General features: G+C 54.0%; 16 protein-coding genes and 2 pseudogenes. 4 read left to right on the top strand and 14 right to left on the bottom strand.

Annotation, left to right across the window (positions count from 1 at the left end; all coding sequences use genetic code 11):
- Positions 1-23 precede the first annotated feature (23 nt).
- Positions 24-409, top strand: a pseudogene (locus A7Q03_RS10215) (transposase); the annotation flags it as partial.
- A gap of 276 nt (positions 410-685) precedes the next feature.
- Here the strand turns inward: A7Q03_RS10215 and A7Q03_RS07190 are convergent.
- The 4 genes from A7Q03_RS07190 to gmk all read right to left on the bottom strand — a co-directional run bounded on the left by A7Q03_RS07190 (position 686) and on the right by gmk (position 4,533).
- Positions 686-961: a DUF3079 domain-containing protein gene (locus A7Q03_RS07190; protein WP_067442654.1), complete on the bottom strand. Its 276-nt coding sequence runs from the start codon at positions 959-961 to the stop codon at positions 686-688.
- 119 nt (positions 962-1,080) lie between these two features.
- Complete coding sequence (locus tag A7Q03_RS07185) at positions 1,081-3,609, bottom strand: bifunctional (p)ppGpp synthetase/guanosine-3',5'-bis(diphosphate) 3'-pyrophosphohydrolase (protein WP_153705662.1); 2,529 nt, start codon at positions 3,607-3,609, stop codon at positions 1,081-1,083.
- A 2-nt stretch (positions 3,610-3,611) separates the two neighbouring features.
- Positions 3,612-3,818 carry a DNA-directed RNA polymerase subunit omega gene (gene rpoZ / locus A7Q03_RS07180; RefSeq protein WP_067448574.1) on the bottom strand — a complete coding sequence of 69 codons (207 nt, stop codon included), beginning with the start codon at positions 3,816-3,818 and terminating at the stop codon, positions 3,612-3,614.
- A gap of 100 nt (positions 3,819-3,918) precedes the next feature.
- Positions 3,919-4,533 carry a guanylate kinase gene (gmk, locus tag A7Q03_RS07175; protein ID WP_067442676.1) on the bottom strand — a complete coding sequence of 205 codons (615 nt, stop codon included), beginning with the start codon at positions 4,531-4,533 and terminating at the stop codon, positions 3,919-3,921.
- 209 nt (positions 4,534-4,742) lie between these two features.
- Between gmk and A7Q03_RS07170 the strand changes: the two genes are divergently transcribed.
- Positions 4,743-6,374, top strand: coding sequence for a CTP synthase (locus A7Q03_RS07170; protein ID WP_067448572.1), 1,632 nt, complete (start codon positions 4,743-4,745; stop codon positions 6,372-6,374).
- Positions 6,375-6,441: 67 nt separating this feature from the next.
- On the opposite strand, the pseudogene A7Q03_RS07165 reads toward A7Q03_RS07170, so the two are convergent.
- The 5 genes and pseudogenes from A7Q03_RS07165 to A7Q03_RS07145 form a co-directional block, all read right to left on the bottom strand.
- Positions 6,442-7,710 (bottom strand): annotated as a pseudogene (locus tag A7Q03_RS07165) (NRAMP family divalent metal transporter).
- 203 nt (positions 7,711-7,913) lie between these two features.
- Positions 7,914-8,903, bottom strand: coding sequence for a phosphatidate cytidylyltransferase (locus A7Q03_RS07160; RefSeq protein ID WP_067448570.1), 990 nt, complete (start codon positions 8,901-8,903; stop codon positions 7,914-7,916).
- Positions 8,900-9,634: a lysophospholipid acyltransferase family protein gene (locus A7Q03_RS07155; RefSeq protein ID WP_067448568.1), complete on the bottom strand. Its 735-nt coding sequence runs from the start codon at positions 9,632-9,634 to the stop codon at positions 8,900-8,902. Before A7Q03_RS07155 ends, A7Q03_RS07160 begins: the two co-directional genes overlap by 4 nt.
- Positions 9,635-9,647: 13 nt before the next feature.
- Positions 9,648-10,028 carry a hypothetical protein gene (locus A7Q03_RS07150; RefSeq protein WP_067448566.1) on the bottom strand — a complete coding sequence of 127 codons (381 nt, stop codon included), beginning with the start codon at positions 10,026-10,028 and terminating at the stop codon, positions 9,648-9,650.
- Positions 10,025-11,428, bottom strand: a complete 1,404-nt coding sequence (locus tag A7Q03_RS07145) for a phosphatase PAP2/dual specificity phosphatase family protein (protein WP_067448564.1) — start codon at positions 11,426-11,428, stop codon at positions 10,025-10,027. Before A7Q03_RS07145 ends, A7Q03_RS07150 begins: the two co-directional genes overlap by 4 nt.
- 263 nt (positions 11,429-11,691) lie before the next feature.
- On the opposite strand from A7Q03_RS07145, the gene A7Q03_RS07140 reads away from it, so the two are divergent.
- A complete protein-coding gene (locus A7Q03_RS07140; protein ID WP_067448562.1) occupies positions 11,692-12,060 on the top strand; it encodes an adhesin in 369 nt (122 codons plus the stop codon).
- 48 nt (positions 12,061-12,108) lie between these two features.
- On the opposite strand, the gene A7Q03_RS07135 is transcribed toward A7Q03_RS07140, so the two are convergent.
- From A7Q03_RS07135 to A7Q03_RS07120, 4 genes are all read right to left on the bottom strand, one after another.
- Positions 12,109-13,851, bottom strand: coding sequence for a bifunctional alpha/beta hydrolase/class I SAM-dependent methyltransferase (locus A7Q03_RS07135; protein ID WP_067448560.1), 1,743 nt, complete (start codon positions 13,849-13,851; stop codon positions 12,109-12,111).
- Positions 13,852-13,931: 80 nt separating this feature from the next.
- Complete coding sequence (locus tag A7Q03_RS07130) at positions 13,932-14,555, bottom strand: DUF2238 domain-containing protein (RefSeq protein WP_067448558.1); 624 nt, start codon at positions 14,553-14,555, stop codon at positions 13,932-13,934.
- Positions 14,556-14,643: 88 nt separating this feature from the next.
- Positions 14,644-15,030: a hypothetical protein gene (locus A7Q03_RS07125; protein WP_067448556.1), complete on the bottom strand. Its 387-nt coding sequence runs from the start codon at positions 15,028-15,030 to the stop codon at positions 14,644-14,646.
- Positions 15,031-15,060: 30 nt separating this feature from the next.
- On the bottom strand, positions 15,061-15,660 hold the full coding sequence (locus A7Q03_RS07120) for a CDP-alcohol phosphatidyltransferase family protein (RefSeq protein ID WP_067448554.1): 600 nt from the start codon (positions 15,658-15,660) through the stop codon (positions 15,061-15,063).
- Between the two features lie 236 nt (positions 15,661-15,896).
- On the opposite strand from A7Q03_RS07120, the gene A7Q03_RS07115 reads away from it, so the two are divergent.
- A complete protein-coding gene (locus A7Q03_RS07115; protein ID WP_231881776.1) occupies positions 15,897-16,340 on the top strand; it encodes a diacylglyceryl transferase in 444 nt (147 codons plus the stop codon).
- Between the two features lie 265 nt (positions 16,341-16,605).
- Here A7Q03_RS07115 and secF read toward each other — a convergent pair whose 3' ends face one another.
- Complete coding sequence (secF, locus tag A7Q03_RS07110) at positions 16,606-17,547, bottom strand: protein translocase subunit SecF (protein WP_067448549.1); 942 nt, start codon at positions 17,545-17,547, stop codon at positions 16,606-16,608.

Genomic DNA, 17,547 nt, shown 5'->3' with positions numbered 1-17,547 from the left:
CCTGCCGGTTTTAGCTTCATGGAACCACCGCTGCTTACTACTTTCACCGTTTGAGTTTGCTTTTTTTCATAGTTGCGAGCACTTGGAACGATTTGATGGCGAAGTAGAAGCAGATGAAGGTTATTTGGAAGGCGGCCGCAAAGGCAAACGCAGTCGCGGAGCAGACGGCAAAGTTATGGTATTCTGGCTGTTAAAGCGTAATGGCAAGGTTTACACCGTTACCGTAGCCAATATTAGCGACTACCCTACTGCCGATTATCCGGGAGCAGATAAGGCCGGACAGCGTAGCTTATACCGATTGTCACAGTATCCCAATGTATTGGATGTTAGCGAGTTTAGCCGCTTGCACATTAATTACCACACTCATTTTGCAGGCAGGCAAAACCACATTAACGGGATTGAGAATTTCTAGAACCGGGCCAAACGTCATTTATGCAAGCTCAACACAAAGACATTGCTGGAGATATTGAAGACGCTAAATCAGGCGAATAAGCCCGATTGCAGTTGTATTGGAAATGCTGCTGGAAAGCCTAGCGGCATTTTTGCTGGCTGGATAGATTGATGGAGAAAAGGCTACCTGAAACTTTAGATTGCAGCTGTGCTAGTGTGCTCATACTGGCTGGTGTGTGGATTTTCAGGCAGCCTTTAAGCCTCTCTCAAAAGGCTACCTGAAAGACAGTGTGGGCTAATGCTGTTTGAGGGGCAGTTTGATATGGGGTTTGGACGTAGTTTTAGGGGCGGGAGTAGGTGCGGCTTTGAAGCCGAGTTCGATTTGCTGCTCATCGCTGAACAGGTTGCTCCAGTCGCCGCTTTTATACCATTTGGGGCCGTCGGTTTCAATGGGATGTTGGATACGTTCGCAGCCATTGCCGCATTGCAGATCTTCGGTGCGGCAGTATTTGTCACAACCCCAGCAGATGCGTTCGGGGTGTTTGGGGGAAATGGGGAATTTTTTGGCCATGATGTGTGTCTTTTATTGATATGGTTTAAAACACGGCGGTGCGGGCTAAGGAGAGGATTCTTATAGCTGCTACTGCATTAGCTTGCTTTGCCTCAGCTACAATAATAAAAATCCCACTCTCATTGGCGCTGCACTTTGCGTACCTGCGAAATGGTATGCAGGGAATGGATGATTTGCTTGAGCTGTCCGAGGTTGGATACTTGGAGGCGGAAGCTGAATTCGATGAAGCCTTCGTTGTTTTCCTGCGCGGAGCTGAGGGTATCGACCGATTCGATGTCGGCACCATGCCGGGATACGGCTTGTGCCATGGCGGCGAGCAGGCCGTGGGCGCGTTTGGCGGATACGGTGATGCTGGTGTGGTAGGTTTTCTTTTGCTCGATGCCTTCCCAGTTGGCATCCAGCTGCTGCTCGGGTGGGGCTTTGAGGGTATTGGGGCAGGTATCGCAGTGGATGATGAGGCCGTGGTCTCTCACGAGCAGGGCTTTGATACTGTCGCCGGGGATGGGGTGGCAGCAGGAAGCAAGTTGGACACGGCCGCTGTCGCTACTGCCCACGCTGATAGGGGCGATTTTCACGCCGTTGTTTTCGGGCTGGCGGCCGGCGATTTCGGCAATGTGCATGGCTACGGATACGGGGGCGAGCCTGCCCATGCCCACGTCGTAGAGGATGTCTTCGAAGCTGGTGTTTTTGCGGCTGAGATCGTCGAGATAGCTTTGCTTGAGATCTTCGGAGAGTAAGAGCTCTTGGGGCAGCAAGGCGGTGAGGGCGCGTTGCAGCAGTTGCTCACCCAGGTGAACGGCATCGCCGCGGTCGATGTTTTTGAGTTTGTTGCGGATGGCACTGCGGGCGCGGCCGGAAATCACGAAGTTGAGCCAGGCCGGATTGGGACGGGCGGTGTTGGAAGTAATGATTTCCACGCTATCGCCAGTGCGCAGGCGGGTGCGCAGGGAAACCATGTTGTTGTTGACGCGGGCGGCAATGCAGCGGTGGCCGATGTCGGTGTGCACGGCATAGGCGAAATCCACCGGTGTGGCGCCTTCGGGCAGCACGAGGATTTTGCCCTTTGGGGTAAATACATACACTTCACGCGGGAACAAATCCACTTTAACGTGTTCAAGGAATTCGATGGCGCTGTCACCTTGGGCTTGGAAGTCGAGAATATTTTGCAGCCATTGGTGGGTGCGTTGGGCGGCGGGGTCGGTGGCGGGGTTTTTGTAGAGCAGATGGCTGGCCACGCCTTCTTCGGCCACTTTATCCATTTCGCGGGTGCGGATTTGCACTTCGATGGGCAGGCCGAATGGGCCGACCAGGGTGGTATGCAGGCTTTGGTAACCATTGGCCTTGGGGATGGCGATGTAGTCTTTGATATGGCCAGGCTTGGGTTTATAGAGGCTGTGTAGCGCGCCGAGGGCAGCGTAGCAGGCGGGGATGTTGTTTACGATGACGCGGAAACCGTAAATATCCATCACTTCGGAAAAATGCAGTTTTTTGTCCTGCATTTTCTTGTAGATGCTGTAGAGGTTTTTTTCACGGCCACGGATTTTGGCTTCGATATTGGCACTTACCAGCCGCTGGCTGAAGGCGCTCAATACTTTGCCCACCACGTCGCGGCGGTTGCGACGGCTGGCTTGGCGGGCGCGTTCGAGCACGGCGTAGCGGTTGGGCAGCAGATATTTGAAGGAGAGATCTTGCAGTTCGCGGTAGGCTTGGTTGAGGCCTATGCGGTTGGCGAGCTGGGCGTAGATTTCCAGCGTTTCATGGGCGATGCGGCGGCGGCTGTCGGGCTTTTTGGCATCGAGCGTGCGCATATTGTGCAGACGGTCGGAGAGTTTGATGATGATGACACGGATGTCTTTGGTCATCGCCATGATGAGCTTGCGGAAGCTCTCGGCCTGGTGCTCGGCCTGGCTGTCGTATTCGAGCTTTTCCAGCTTGGAAAGGCCGTCCACCATGTCGGCGATGGCTTGGCCGAATTCGGCGGCAAGCTCTTCTTTGCTCGTACCAGTGTCTTCGAGCACGTCGTGCAGCACACCAGCGCACAGGCCTTGGGCATCGATGTGCCATTCGGCCAGCTGTTGAGTCACGGCCATAGGGTGGGTAATGTAGGGCACGCCACTGTTGCGGAATTGGTTTTGGTGGGCGCGGATGCCGAAATCGCAGGCGCGGTTGAGCAGGCTTTGTTCTTCGGTTTTCAGGTAGCCTGCGGCGTGCAGCAGGGATTGGCGGCTGCGTTCGATGATGAGGTGGTAAACCTCGTTGATTTGCCGGCGGCACTGGGTGAGCTGGGCTTCTTGGCCGGCTTCTGGGTTGGTGTGGATGTGGGCGATGATTTCGATGCACACTTCGCCGAATGTGGGCTGCAAAAAGGCAGGGTCGGCCTGTGTGCCGAGGTCTTCCATGGCAATTTGTACCAGCACCGCGCACAGGGCGTGCACGCGCTGTTTTTCTTCGGCCAGTGCGGCGGTGAGGCGGAAGGCGCGTTCGAGCCGCTCGGGCTGCCCCTGCTTGGTGGCGGTGTCGTAAATGTAAACGCAGGCAGCTTCGAGCAAGGCCCAGCGTTCCATTTTTTTCAGGTAGCCTGTTTGGGCAAACAGGTGTTCACGCCAGGCAGCAACGGGGGCGGCATAATCGGCGCTGGGGGCAATCATGGTTACTTGCTGCGGGAAAGAATTTCTTCGCCGATTTGGCCGGCAGCGATTTCGCGCAGGGCGGTTACAGTTGGTTTGTTGTTGCGGATGTCGTCCACCAGCGGTATGGAGCCGTTGGCCAGCTGGCGGGCGCGGTAGGCGGCGGCCAGGGTGAGGTTGAAGTGGTTGGGGATACGGCTGATGCAGTCTTCTACAGTAATACGTGCCATGATGTGTTCCTTAAATATGTTGTGAATTAAATGGGGTAAATGTTTTCAGATGGCCTATTGGTAGGTTGAAGCTGCCTGAAAAGATTAATTCGGAATTGGCTCAGGCGTTTTCGCTACCGCCAAGCAGTTTGGTGAGGAAGGGCGTTTGGTTTTCCAAATGAAAACGCTGGGATTTGATAATGTGCAACAGGGCAGCTTCGGCGGCAGTGAGGTCGTCGTTGATCACTAGGTAGTCGAACAGGCGTGCCTGTTCGATTTCGTTGCGCGCTTCGGCCAGCCGCACAGCAATCACCTGCGGGGCATCGGCGGCGCGCTGGCGCAGGCGCTGTTCCAAAGTGCCTAAGGAGGGCGGGGCGATGAAGATGCTGTAGGCCTGTGGCAGCTGGCGGCGGATTTGCTCCGCGCCTTGGGTGTCGATTTCGAGGATAACATCGGTGCCTTGGCGGGTGAGGCTTTCCAGGCTTTGGGTGCTGGTGCCGTAGTAGTTGCCGTACACTTTGGCGTACTCCACGAATCGGCCTTCTTCTATCATGCGCTCGAATTCGGGTACGCTGACGAAGTGGTAGTGCTTGCCATTTTCTTCGCCCCGGCGCGGGGCACGGGTGGTGTGGGAAATGGACACGCGGATGTCGGAATGATGCTGCAGCAGCCGGGCGATCAGTGTAGTTTTGCCGGTGCCGGAGGCAGCGGAAATAACGAAAATATTGCCTTGCATGGTACAGAAAATTTTTAGTTGAAATTCGGGCGTATTATCGCATAGCATTCAGGGCTTTGGAAGGGTGGCAGATAGGGCTTTGCACTTTGTTGGTGTGTAGTTTTCAGGTAGCCTTTGCTCAGGCAGGCTACCTGAAAACCGAAAGCCCCGTGCTTTTGCTTTTGCGGGAAACGGGGTAAAATTATGCTTTCCAAAGTGGGCATTTCATCATGACCAAATTTATTTTCGTAACCGGCGGAGTGGTATCTTCCTTAGGGAAAGGTATCGCCGCCGCTTCTATTGCCGCCATTCTTGAATCGCGCGGGCTGAACGTAACCATGCTTAAGCTGGATCCGTATATCAACGTGGATCCTGGTACGATGAGCCCCTTCCAGCACGGCGAGGTGTTCGTGACCGAAGACGGCGCGGAAACCGACCTCGACCTCGGCCACTACGAACGTTTTATCGACGCCAAGCTTACCCGCGCCAACAGCTTCAGCGCCGGGCAGGTGTATGAAAACGTGATTGCCAAAGAGCGGCGCGGCGACTATTTGGGCGGCACGGTGCAGGTGATTCCGCACATCACTGATGAAATCAAACGCCGCATCCACGAAGGTGCGGCCAATAAAGACGTGGCTATTGTGGAAATCGGCGGCACGGTGGGCGACATCGAATCGCTACCATTTTTGGAAGCTATCCGCCAGATGCGCAGCCAGCTCAGCCGCGCTAACACGCTGTTTGTACACTTAAGCTACGTTCCCTACATCGCCGCTGCTGGCGAAATCAAAACCAAGCCCACCCAGCATTCGGTGAAAGAATTGCGCGAAATCGGTATCCAGCCCGACGTGCTCATCTGCCGTATGGACAGACTGCTGCCCGAAGAAGAGCGGCGAAAAATCGCCTTGTTCTGCAACGTGGAAGAGCGCGCCGTGATCGGCTGCTACGATGCCGACAGCATCTACAAAATTCCTGAAATGCTACACGGCCAGGGCATCGATGATGCCATCTGCGAGCAGCTCCAGCTCAACATCCGGCAGGCCGATCTCACTGAATGGCGCAAAATCGTGTATGCCATCGAGCATCCGAAGCACACCGTGCACATCGCCATGGTGGGCAAATATGTGGATCTAACCGAATCCTACAAATCGCTCAGCGAAGCTCTGAAGCACGCTGGCATCCACACCGAAACCAAAGTGTGCATCACCTATATCGACAGCGAAAACATCGAAACCGAAGGCACGGACTGCCTGAAAAACTTCGATGCCATTCTCGTGCCCGGCGGTTTCGGCGTGCGCGGCGTGGAAGGCAAAATCGCTGCTGCCCGCTATGCCCGCGAAAACAAAGTGCCCTATTTGGGTATTTGTCTCGGTATGCAGATTGCGCTCATCGAGTTTGCCCGCCACATGGCTGGCATGGAAGGCGCCAATTCCACCGAGTTTGATTTGAAAACGCCCTATCCCGTGGTGGCGCTGATTGATGAATGGCAAACCGCCGACGGCGTGGTAGAAAAGCGCGACGAACACGCCGATTTGGGCGGCACCATGCGCCTGGGTGCGCAGGAAGTGGCGCTCGCCGACGGCAGCCTGGCCGCCGCCATCTACGGCAGCACTAATATCAAAGAACGCCACCGCCACCGCTATGAAGTAAACAACCATTTCGTACCGGCGCTGGAAAAGGCCGGGCTGGTCATCAGCGGCGTATCCGGCGGGCGCGAACGTTTGGTGGAAACCATCGAGTTGCCGCAGGGTACGCATCCTTGGTTCTTCGCCAGTCAGTTCCACCCCGAATTCACTTCCACTCCGCGCAAAGGGCACCCGCTGTTTACTTCGTTTATCAAGGCGGCCTTGCAGCATAAGGAATAGGCACGTGTGCGATTGAATAAAGGCTACCTGAAAATTTTCAGATAGCCTTTTGCCCGGCGGCCGATGCTTATTTGAGGGAATCCAACAGGCCGCTCAAGTTCAGCAGGAACAGCAGGGTAAATCCGGTGAGGTAGATGAGGCCGATGATGGCGAGGAAGTTCATGCCGGCGGTGAGCTTATGGCGTTTATCGCCTTTCACCAGGCGGTAGTTGAGCTAGGCAAACACGGGGGCGGATAGGAAGGCAGTGATCATGGCGAATTTGAGCAGTTCGGCCATGGCGCTGTTGAACCAGAAAATCACTACCAATCCGGAGCCGGTCACCCAAGTATTCCAGGCGAAAAGCTCGATGTTGCCGGTTTTATCGCGGCCGCGCAGCAGGCGGATGGGCTCGGCAATGGCGCGGGCGTAGCCGTCCACTACGGTGATAGTGGTGCAGTACATACAGGCGAAGGCGATGAAGGCCACCAGCGGGCGCGACCAGTCGCCGATGGTGGCGGCATACATATTGATCAGCTGGTTCACGTATTTGCCGCCCGCCATCTGCACTTCTTCGCCGTTGCCGTATTGCACATAGGCATCCAGGGCGAGGAACACCACGGCCAGCACCGCGCTGGTGATGAAGCCGACGTTGAAGTCGAAAATACCGTCGCGGTAGCTGGAAGGATTAAGCCGTTGTTTTTCGGTAACCCACAGCGAATTGATGGCCGAAATTTCAATCGGCGCCGGCATCTAGCCCATCAGTGCGATGAGGAAGCCTAAGGCGGTGAATGTCCACGGGGTAGGCTCGATAAAGTCGGGCTTCATCTGCATGCCGCGCGACATAGCGATAGCGGCTGCGGCCGCGGTGGCGATGGTGAGGCTGACGATGATGATTTTGGAGACGTTGTCCAAAGCTTTGTAGCGCCCACTGGCGAGGATAATCAGGCAGGAAGCCATAATCAGCGCGGAGATTGCGCCTACATTCAACGTCAGTGAAGGAATCGCCATTTTGACAATAGCGGCGGTAACTACGGCCACTGCGCCGGCGTTAATCGTGGCCGATGCCACGCACAAAATCAGGAACACCCACAGATAAAAGCGGCTTTTCTCGGCATAGCCCTCAATCAGGCTTTTGCCCATGTCCAGCGTGTAGTGTGCGCTGAAGCGGAAAAACGGGTATTTAAACAGGTTGGTGAGGATAATGATCAGCGCCAGCTGCCAGCCGTAGAGCGCGCCGGCCTGGGTGGATGCAATCAGGTGTGAGCCGCCCACCGCTGCCGAGGCCATCATGATGCCGGGGCCCAAGGCGTTGATTTTGCTTTTCCAAGTTGAAGTGTGTACGTGGTGTTCAGACATGTTTCTTTTCCGCCGTTGCGGGCGGTCTTCACGAAAAAAGGGCGCATTTTAACGTAAATCAAAACGCGCCCTGATAATATTCGGCTATTTTGTGTTTTATTTTTTCAAAATACAGGAAATCAAGATAAAAAATCCATTTTTTTTTCGGCATATTATGCTTGAAATCTTTTTTCAGGTAGCCTGCTATCGCTTTTTGCCCATCGTCAGCCGTGCCAAAAATAACGCACGATGTGGAAGAAAATCGGTGCGGCGAAGCAGATGGAATCGACGCGGTCGAGCATGCCGCCGTGGCCGCGTATCAAGTTGCCCCAGTCTTTCACGCCGTAATCGCGCTTGATGGCCGACATCACCAGCCCGCCGAAGAAACCCATTAGGCAGATAGTGAAACCGATGGCGGCAGCCTGGCCGTGGCTAAACGGTGTAATCGGCGACATCAATGCGGCAAGCGCAGTGGCAGACAAAATGCCGCCGACCGTGCCGGATATGGTTTTAGACGGAGAAAGCGACGGCATGATTTTGGCACCGCCCACCAGTTTGCCCCAAACGTATTGCAACACGTCTGAAGCCTGTACCACGCCGATCAGGAAAATCAGCAACAGGATATTGCCGCTGCTGTCGAAATCGTCCAAATTCAGGAACATCAGGGCGGGAACGTGTGAAAGGCAGAAGATGCAGATCATCGCCATCCACTGCGTTTTGGCGGCACGTTCGAGGAAATGGGCGGTTTGACCGCTCAGGCTGGCGATAATCGGCAACACCAAAAAGCCGTACACGGGGATGAAAATGCTGAACATGCCGTACCAGCCGTCATAAACAAAATAATATTGCACTGGCAGCAGCAGGTAGAAGCAGGTTACCATGCTGTAGTAATCACTGCGGCGGCGATAAACGAGAGTCATGAATTCACGCAGGGCAGCAAATGAAATCAGAAAAAACAACACCACCGTACCGGTTTTGCCAAACCAGAAGGCAGCCAGCAGCACCAGCGTCATCAGCCACCAAGCGTAGATGCGGGCATTGAGGTTGGCAATGGTGGCATTGCCTGCACCGTTTTTGCGTTTCAGCCATTGCCCGATGATGCTGGTAAAAATCAATACGGCGAATACGCCGGTAAAGATATAGCTTGCCTGTGGGGTGAGATGGGCGGCGGTTTGTTCGGTAATGATTTGGCTGGATGTGTTGGCAAAGCTCATGATGCTTCTCCTGTGTTTTGGTGCGGCTCACTGTGTTCGTTTGGGCGAACATCGTTGCCCTCGTTTTGGCGAAGCTCACTCCGTTCGCTTTCAGACGGATTCAAAGCCAGCAGGGCTTCACGGCTGCGGGCGAGGAAGGCTTCTTTGTCTTCATCTTCGCGTAGGGTCAGCGGTTCGCCGATGTGGACTTCGCACAACAGCGGCACGGGCAGCACTTTGCCTTTGGGCAGGACGCGGTTGATGTTGTCTATCCATACCGGCACAAATTCGGTATCCGGTTTGCTTTTGGCTAGATGGTAAATACCTGATTTGAATGGGAGCAAGATTTTGTTTTCGTCCGTATTGCGTGTGCCTTCTGGGAAGATAATCAGCGAATTGCCCGCTTGGAGCGCGTGGTTCATCTGCTCGGTAATCAACTGCGGGTTGTTGCTGTGGCGCGGAATCAAGAGCGCGTTGAAAACGTTTTGGATGATGAAGCGTTTGAGTTTGTTGGTTAGCCAGTAATCCGAGCCAGCAACGGGACGCGTGGAAAAGCGCCAACGTCGCGGCAGGGAAATCCACACCAGCAAGAAATCACCATGGCTGCCGTGATTGGCGTAATACACTTTCTGCTGCGGGTTGAACGCCAACTCGCGCGAGCTTTTGGGTTGGACGCCGGTGAGGAAGGATACCGACAGGCACAGTGCTTGGTCGGTGAGCCAGGCAAGTTGTTTTTTAATGAAATTTTTCATGGCATCAATGGCATTAGAGAAGTTGGATCAGGAAAATTGCTGATTGTGCAGCGGTTAGATACAAGCTTTTGCGCCACAAGGCGAGTGCGCCCGCCGCACGCTGCGACATGGAGGGGTCGTCTGAAATGCGGCGCAAGCTGGTTTGCCGCAAGGCTTGGTCGAGGGCTTCGGGCGTGTAGCAGCCGTTGGCAAAATCTTGGAATACGCGGCGGTCGAATTCGATGCGGGTGTGGTAGTACAACAGCACCGCAGCCAAGACAAGCTGCACCGCTGACCACGCACTGTCCTGTTGTGCCGATAAAGCCAGTAGCAAGGCATTGAACACAGCGGTATAGCGGGCGGTGGCGAGTAGGTGGGTGGTAATCAGGCTGTCAGTTGCTGGTGTCGTGTTCATGGGGTTTCCTTTTGATCTGCGCAGAAGTTTTTCAGGTAGCCTGCCGCCGCTTCTACTGCCTTTGCCGTTTCCGGCGGCAACACCATCTGCGGGCGAGCCTGTTTCAGCTCCGCCGTTGCCTGCGCCAAATCCCGACAGCCGCCGTAAACCAGCAGCCAAGTAAGCACCACTGCCGCGCTGCGTCCGTAGCCTAGCGCGCAACAGGTCAGAACCTTACCGTGTTGCCGACGCAATTCTTCCAGTAGCGAAACCGCCTGCATCAAATTGTTTTCAGATGGCGCAACCATATCCAATAATGGCAGAGCGCGGCATGCGCCGCAATAACGAGGGCGGGGATATTCGGCGCACACATCCAATACAGCGGGGAGGTCATCTGAAACCCCTAATACGCTGCCAATCAACACATCATCACGCACGCGTGCTGCCTTCGCTTTGCCGCGTAGCCAGTACGCCATGTTCAACCGCACGCCAGCCAGATAAGGCAGCAGCAAAACCGTTGTTGCCGCCGACAGCTTGCCGTCTGCCTGTTTTTGGAGCACCGCCGCGTTGCCGGTCAAATAGGCGAAAGCGACCACCGATAACGACACACTAACCCACAAAGTACACAACCACGCGCCGCCGAACAAAGCAGGCAGAGCCGACAATACCGCGCCCGCCAGATACAGCATGGCGATTTTGATTTCACGGGAACGTGTTTCAGGGGAAGTTTTAGCTTTATCGGAACTCAGCCTTACTTTGCAAGATGCCGTTTTCAGGTAGCCTGTTTGCTCAGCTGGCTGTACTACAAACAAATCTCGTCTCTTGAAAGGCGATACGCCGCGTTGCGGTATGGCCCACAACACCAGCCAGCCCAGCAGCGCGCCGGTTGGCACGTCGATAAAATGGTGTTGGTAAGTCGTCAGCACCGACAAGGCAATCAGGCTTTGCCACAGCAAAATCGGCAAACGGATTTTGGGGAAGCGCGAATAAAATGCACCAACGATCACCGCCAATGCAATATGCAGCGATGGCGCTTGGTTGTACGGCAAATCAAATGCTACCAACGAGTCAAGCAGCCAACCCGACAACCCGTCGGTAGGCAATTTCGGCCAGCTGAAATGCAGCGGAAACAGCATGAAGCAAGTGGTGGCAATGATTTGCGCCGCCACAAGCCGTGCGACGTAGCGGTTTTGTTCATACGCATCTCGGCAAAGGAAAAATGCTGCTGCGTACATCAGATTCAACGACCAATACGGCACAATCGTCCACGCCCAAAACGGAATGCCATGTTCCCATGCAAAAGCGATTTCCGGCACATAGGCTAGCGATGCCGCGTAATGGTTGGACAAGCCATAGCTGGTGTAGAACAGCACGCCGACCAAAACAAGCTTGAACAGTGAGGTTTTCAGGGTGGGTTTCATGGAGAGGATTGTAAATATTCAATGTAAATCAGATGAAATCCGCTTTCAATACAAGGCATGCCAACAATGCAGCAGAAATTAAGTTAATTTGTCATACTTAGAGGTATGATATTATTTTACTATTGCATTGGTTGAATATTTTTGCTGGAAGACTACAATACCGCCTGCTGTTTGGGCAGATTATTCATTTGCTTTAGAACAACACAGGCGGCTTGAGGCTACCTGAAAAATTTCTTGACGCTCAATTAGGAGTCATAACCATTATGAAACTATTATCTGTTGTTACTGCGGCTGCGCTGGCTGCCATTTCCCTGAGTGCTGCGGCTGCGCCCGGCGGCATGGTTTCCTACACCTGCGACAACGGCAAACAGTTGAACGTGTTGTATGAGTTCAACCGCCAAGGCAAGCCGGTAAGCGCTGCGGTTAATGCCGCCGGTACGCAGGTAAACCTGGCTTATAACAGAAGACAGTCCGACAGCACCGGTACCACCTTTACCAACCGTCGCGGCTACTCTCTGTCTGCCGGCTACATCGACAGAAACACCCACACCACCTCCGACGTGGTGGGCTTGACCGCTCCTGGCGGCCGTTTCGTGGTGAAAAACTGCTCACCTGTGAACGCCAGCAACTAAGATTTTTCGATAAAAGGCCGTCTGATTTTCAGGCGGCCTTTTCTTATTTTATTTTTTCACCGCCAGGCTCACGGTGAAAATACCGTATTCATCTATCCATTGGCGGATTTTTTCAAAACCGGCTTTCTCAACCAATTGATCCATTTCCTGCTGGCTGCGGCGGCGCATTACCCAGTTCGGGCTGCCCGCTTTATGGCTAGTCAGCGCGCGTGCAATCATTTCGAGCTGCGGATGCCACGGCTGTCCGGTGTAAATCAGGTAGCCGCCTGTTTCAATCGCATCGCCGAAGCCGTAGAGCGAGTTCAAAATCAAATCGTTGTCGGCAAACAATTCATGCAGGCCGGAAACGATGCCCAGCGTAGGACGGGGCTGCAAATCCTGATAATTGGCGCGGTCGTAGGCATTGACTTCGTTAAAAGTAACCGTGTCTTGCAGGCCGCGTTCGGCAATCAGCTTGCGTCCGGCTTCAACGTTAATCGGACTGTAATCGCGCAGGCGCACGGAATCGGGCAACGTATCGGCAGTCAGCGCGTCGAGCACATAGCGGCCATGCCCCGAGGCAATATCGAGAACATGTACCGGTTTGCCCGCTTTGCGCAGCTTGGCAGAGGCCGTCTGAATCGCTTTGCCGATATTGATTTTGCGTTGGCGGATGCCGCGCCAGCCGATGGCGTTGAGATAGTGTTTGTCCACCGCCACACCAAAGGCATTGCTGCCCTGCGGTTGGTTGCGGTACACATAATCGAGCGTACTGCCGGAGTCGTAGCCGGTTTCCTTGCCGATTTTCAAACCTTCGCTCCAGCGCGCGCCGAGGTCGAGGGAGGCGCGGTAAGCCGCCCAGAATGCGCCGCGCGGCGACCAAATAGGCAAAGGTGTTGCCAGTTCGTCGGCTTCGCGGCGGCTTTCGCCATGTAAGTGCGCTTGGGTCAAATCGACTTGATATAAAGGCTGATTGAAACGTTCGCGGATAAAACGACGCATTTCAACAAAGGCGATTTCGCGGTTTTGCTCGCCCAATGTGTCGTGATAGAAGCCGTCCAGAATATGGCGTTCTTTGATACGGCTGCCCAAACGGTTGTAGAAATCGTGTTGCGGTTTGTGATGAACAACCCAGTCGCTGCCGGAAATCAAAAGCTGCACGGGCGTGGTAATGGCTTGCGCGTCGGCAACAACACGCTCGGCGGCTTCATATAAACCGAGCAGAATGCGCACGGAAATGGCGCGGGTAATCAGCGGATCGTTGTCGTAACTGGTTTGGTGTTCTTGGTTGTGGGTCAGGTAATGGGCTTTGATGTAGCTGTTTACAAAGAAATTGCCGCGCCATTTCTGCATGATTTTCAGGCCGGTGCGGGCAAAAGGAACGTAGAGTTTGACTTTGAAGGCGGGCGATGCCAATACGGCGCAACGGATTTTCGGCGCGTAGTCGTGCAGCCAAGTGGACACCAATACCGCGCCAACGCTTTGCGCGATCACGCAGATGTTTTCGGGTTTGATGCCGTATTCGCTTTGTATATGGCGGATGAAGTCGTCCACGTCGGCAACGGAAGTGCCAATGCTGGGGCTGTCGCCACGTTCGCCGGGGCTGTGGCCATGGCCGCGCGCGTCCCATGCGAAATAGGCAAAATCGTCGAAACCGAGTTCGTCGGCAACAAACATCATCCGGCCGGAATGTTCATGTCCGCGATGGAACAGCACGATGGACTTATCGGCCGAACCGTCGGCAGCGGGGCGGTAGCGGTAGAAAAGTTCGGTGCCGTCTTGGGTGGCGAAATATTTTTGCTGTTCCTGCATATGTGTACTCCTTGGTGAAATACATTTTAAAGAGGCTACCTGAAAATCGGTTTGATGCGTTTTCAGGTAGCCTTTAACAGTTAAGATTGGCTGCCCAAACGTTTATCTGGGCGGGTAAACAGGAAAATGAATAAGGAAGTGAGCGCGCCCAGCGTGTCGGAGAGCATGTCTTTTTGCGCGTCCCAAATATCACCTTGTGAGCCGAGCACTTCTATGCCAGCCTGGCCGCCGTCAATCACGGCATACTGCCATTCGATGATTTCGTAAGCCGCAGCCACGCTCATGATGAAGAACAGGGAAAAGAACAAGGCAATCGGCACACGGCAAAGCTTGCGGCGCAGCAGCCATTCGGCCATCGGGTAGGCATAGAAGCCGATGATGTAGTGGCCAACACGGTCGAAATGGTTGCGCCCTTCGCCCAAAAGCGGAGCGAGCAGGCGGTTGGCCCAATCGAAAGGCACGTCGGCGAAGGTGTAGTGTGCACCGATGGTATGCATAATCAGCCAGAAGCTCATGAATACATAAGCCAGATTGCTGAGGCGGAAGCGACGGTAAGTGGCGATGAGCGCGATAAATACAGCGGACACGGGGATGATTTCGGCATACCAAACGGCACGGTCAGACGGGTTGATGCCCGACCAGATGATGAGTGCGGCAATGAAAATGGTAAGCAGGAGGGGGATGATGGGGAAGGATTTTTGCATAGGGGTTGATGTGTGGGGATAAATGTTGACCGATTTTAATTTTGTTGGGAGGCTTTCAGGTAGCCTTTATGGGAGGCTACCTGAAAAATCAATAATCCAAATTCCTTTGAAGATGTTTCAGCATCACAATCACAAACAAGGCGGGTGCGAAGGATAGCATAAACATTGGCACGGCGGCCGGAATCGAACGCGGGATGGACTGCACGGCCATCACCAGCAACCAAACGGTTGCCCCGGCAAAGGCGAGTGTGGCGATGCTGAAAAAAGCCACGGCAAACCAAACCCAGATTTTGGTAACGCAGCGCTCGAAGCGGCTGTATTGCCCGCTTTCCCGCACGGCTTCTAAATAGGCATCTAAGAAGACCAAGCCCACGCAGATGGCAACGCCCAACCACAGCCCTTTGCTGTGCCAACCGGTTTTCCCGGCGAAACGATAAGTGTAGATGGCGATAATCAGTAGGAAGCCACAGTCCAAGCATTGAATACTTTTTTCATGATCGGTTTTTCAGGTAGCCTTTAATCCGTTGATAATGCGCTTATAGCAGGTGTAAACCAATGCCGCGCAGGCCAGCCACATGAGGGCGTAGAAAGCGATATGAAAACTGCCTACTGCCGCATACCACACCGCCAGCACGCCAATAAAGAACGCGCGGTCGCTTTTGCCGAATGGGCCGTCATAACGCCGCCCGTTACCGTGCACCTGTCCCAGCACGCCGCAAAATTCTGTCATAGCTGCAAGCCAAATAAATAGGGCAATTTGCAGGCCGCCGAAAGGGGCGATAAAGGCAAAAGGCAGATACAGCGCGGCATCGGCGGCTACGTCGGTGATCTCGTTCAGGTAGCCGCCCAAGGCTGATTGTTGGTCAAACTCGCGTGCCAGCATACCGTCCACCGCGTTCAACACCATACGCAGAAACAGCCACACGGGCATGAGCCAAAACAGCACGGGAAAGTGTGCCAAGCAAGACAGCAGCAGCCCGAGCGCAATGGATATTGCACAGGCAAACACAGTTACCTGATTGGCCGTTCCCCCTTTCTGATACAACCACCGCACCAGCGGGCGCAGCAGGTTTTGGAATTTGGGTTTAAGGGCGTAGATGCTCATGGTGTGCGGTCTCGATGGTGGGTGGTTGTATTATAGATGAAATGGGTTAAGGATTGCTGTTTGTTGTGTATCAAAATGAAGCATTTAGCCGCATTTTCAGCAAGTGTCGGCAGTGGGATTGGTGTGTTTACACGCAATGGTACAACTAGGTTTGTAAGCCGATGGATAATGGAATTTAGGAATTGTCAGGAATTTGTATATAAGGGTAAAATAAACGGATAACTCAACCCGATGGTTTGCCTGCATGGCGGATTGTTGGGGGAGCCGATAAATATTACTTTTGGAAGCAACACCGCTGGAAAGGGAAAACAAAAATGTTGATGGCGTTTATATTGGGATTTTGGTGCCTTTGGATGGGCGAGCGTGAGCCAAGCGTATTGTTGGAGGGGCTGTTTTTTGCCATTATCGCTATTGTGGCCAATGGGTTTATGCAGTGGCAGATGCCCAACACGGATACGGTATGGGCTTTGCAGTGGAGTTTAGTTTGGGCTTGGGCTTCGCTGATGATGTTTGTAGTGGATACCTTTGGCTCGAACTTGGGTATCCGTTTGGTGGTGGCCTTGGTGGCTGGTGGCGGTTATTTTTGGCTGGAGCAGAATGGTTGCTCCTTGGCTGCCGGCTGGTTGGGTGCGCAGGCCGAATGTGTGCAACATGCGGCCGCAGCTTCGCAACTCAAATAAATGTTATAGCCGCATTAATGAAGGCTACTTGAAATTTTAGCTTCACGGAAACTACGTTGCTCTGCGTTTTAACTTTGTTGGAGCTGACACTTTCAGTAGCCTTTTGTACTGTGTTTGTTGCCGTATAGCCTTTGGTTTATTGCTTCAGATAGGAAAATGTATCTCGGCTGTTAAGATGCTATGTTGAATAAGGCTACCTGAAAGTCTACTAGGGTTTCAGGTAGCCTATGCCGTTTTGATGCCTGTTGTGGATATGAGCAGCTGCTTACACTACGGCTTCTTCTTTCTGCTTCTGCGGTTTGTGGATGTTTTCGCGAGTGAGGCCAAAGAAGAGGAGTAGCGGGCTGGCTACCAGTACAGAGGAGTAGATGCCGAACACGATGCCGATAGTGAGCGCGATGGCAAAGCCGTGCAGGGCGGCACCGCCGAATACCAGCATGGATACCACCATGGCTTCGGTGGAACCGTGGGTGATGATGGTACGGCTCATGGTGGCGGTAATGGCGTTATTGATAATCTGCGGGATGGTTTTGCCGCGCATAGCGGGTTTGTGGATATTTTCGCGGATACGGTCGAACACCACCACCGATTCGTTCACCGAATAGCCGAGCACGGCCAGGATGCCGGCCAGCACGGTGAGCGAAAACTCCCATTGAAACAGGGCAAAGCAGCCGAGAATCACCACCACGTCATGCATATTGGCGATGATGGCGGATACGGCAAAGCGCCATTCGAAGCGCACGGAGAGGTAGATGATGATGCCGACCACCACCATGCCCAAGGCCAACAGGCCATGGGTAACCAGCTCTTCACCCACTTGCGGGCCGATGAATTCAACCTTGCGCAGGCTGGCGTCGGCATGGTCTTTGCGCAGCAGTTCCAGTACGTTGTTGGAGAGTTGGGCAGAGGACATGTCTTGGCGGTTGGGCAGGCGGATCATCAGCTGCTTGTTAGTGCCCAGGTTTTGCACTTGGGCTTCACCTATTTTGAGCTCGTTCAGGCGGGTACGCACTTGGTTGGGGTCGGCGCCCTGTTGGGTGTATTGCACTTCGATAACGGTGCCGCCGGTAAACTCAACCGAGTAGTTGAGCCCTTTGGTGACGAGGAAAAACACAGCGGCGATGAAGGTAAGCAGCGAAATCAGGGTGGTGATTTTTCCGTAGCTCATGAACGGAATGTCGTGTTTCAAACGGTGGAAGAAATCCAT

Source organism: Eikenella sp. NML99-0057, from assembly GCF_001648535.1.
Classification (GTDB): domain Bacteria; phylum Pseudomonadota; class Gammaproteobacteria; order Burkholderiales; family Neisseriaceae; genus Eikenella; species Eikenella exigua.
Note: the sequence above shows the minus strand (reverse complement) of the source record. Positions and strands in the feature narration are given on the sequence as shown.

What these genes read in the sequence shown, in the direction of transcription:
- A7Q03_RS07140 (WP_067448562.1), top strand. Translation starts at nt 11,692, where the DNA reads ATGAAACTATTATCTGTTGTTACTGCGGCTGCGCTGGCTGCCATTTCC.
- A7Q03_RS07170 (WP_067448572.1), top strand. Translation starts at nt 4,743, where the DNA reads ATGACCAAATTTATTTTCGTAACCGGCGGAGTGGTATCTTCCTTAGGG.
- A7Q03_RS07185 (WP_153705662.1), bottom strand. Translation starts at nt 3,609, where the DNA reads ATGATTGCCCCCAGCGCCGATTATGCCGCCCCCGTTGCTGCCTGGCGT.
- A7Q03_RS07135 (WP_067448560.1), bottom strand. Translation starts at nt 13,851, where the DNA reads ATGCAGGAACAGCAAAAATATTTCGCCACCCAAGACGGCACCGAACTT.
- A7Q03_RS07130 (WP_067448558.1), bottom strand. Translation starts at nt 14,555, where the DNA reads ATGCAAAAATCCTTCCCCATCATCCCCCTCCTGCTTACCATTTTCATT.
- A7Q03_RS07190 (WP_067442654.1), bottom strand. Translation starts at nt 961, where the DNA reads ATGGCCAAAAAATTCCCCATTTCCCCCAAACACCCCGAACGCATCTGC.
- secF (WP_067448549.1), bottom strand. Translation starts at nt 17,547, where the DNA reads ATGGATTTCTTCCACCGTTTGAAACACGACATTCCGTTCATGAGCTAC.
- A7Q03_RS07160 (WP_067448570.1), bottom strand. Translation starts at nt 8,903, where the DNA reads ATGAGCTTTGCCAACACATCCAGCCAAATCATTACCGAACAAACCGCC.
- A7Q03_RS07145 (WP_067448564.1), bottom strand. Translation starts at nt 11,428, where the DNA reads ATGAAACCCACCCTGAAAACCTCACTGTTCAAGCTTGTTTTGGTCGGC.
- A7Q03_RS07155 (WP_067448568.1), bottom strand. Translation starts at nt 9,634, where the DNA reads ATGAAAAATTTCATTAAAAAACAACTTGCCTGGCTCACCGACCAAGCA.
- rpoZ (WP_067448574.1), bottom strand. Translation starts at nt 3,818, where the DNA reads ATGGCACGTATTACTGTAGAAGACTGCATCAGCCGTATCCCCAACCAC.
- A7Q03_RS07120 (WP_067448554.1), bottom strand. Translation starts at nt 15,660, where the DNA reads ATGAGCATCTACGCCCTTAAACCCAAATTCCAAAACCTGCTGCGCCCG.
- gmk (WP_067442676.1), bottom strand. Translation starts at nt 4,533, where the DNA reads ATGCAAGGCAATATTTTCGTTATTTCCGCTGCCTCCGGCACCGGCAAA.
- A7Q03_RS07150 (WP_067448566.1), bottom strand. Translation starts at nt 10,028, where the DNA reads ATGAACACGACACCAGCAACTGACAGCCTGATTACCACCCACCTACTC.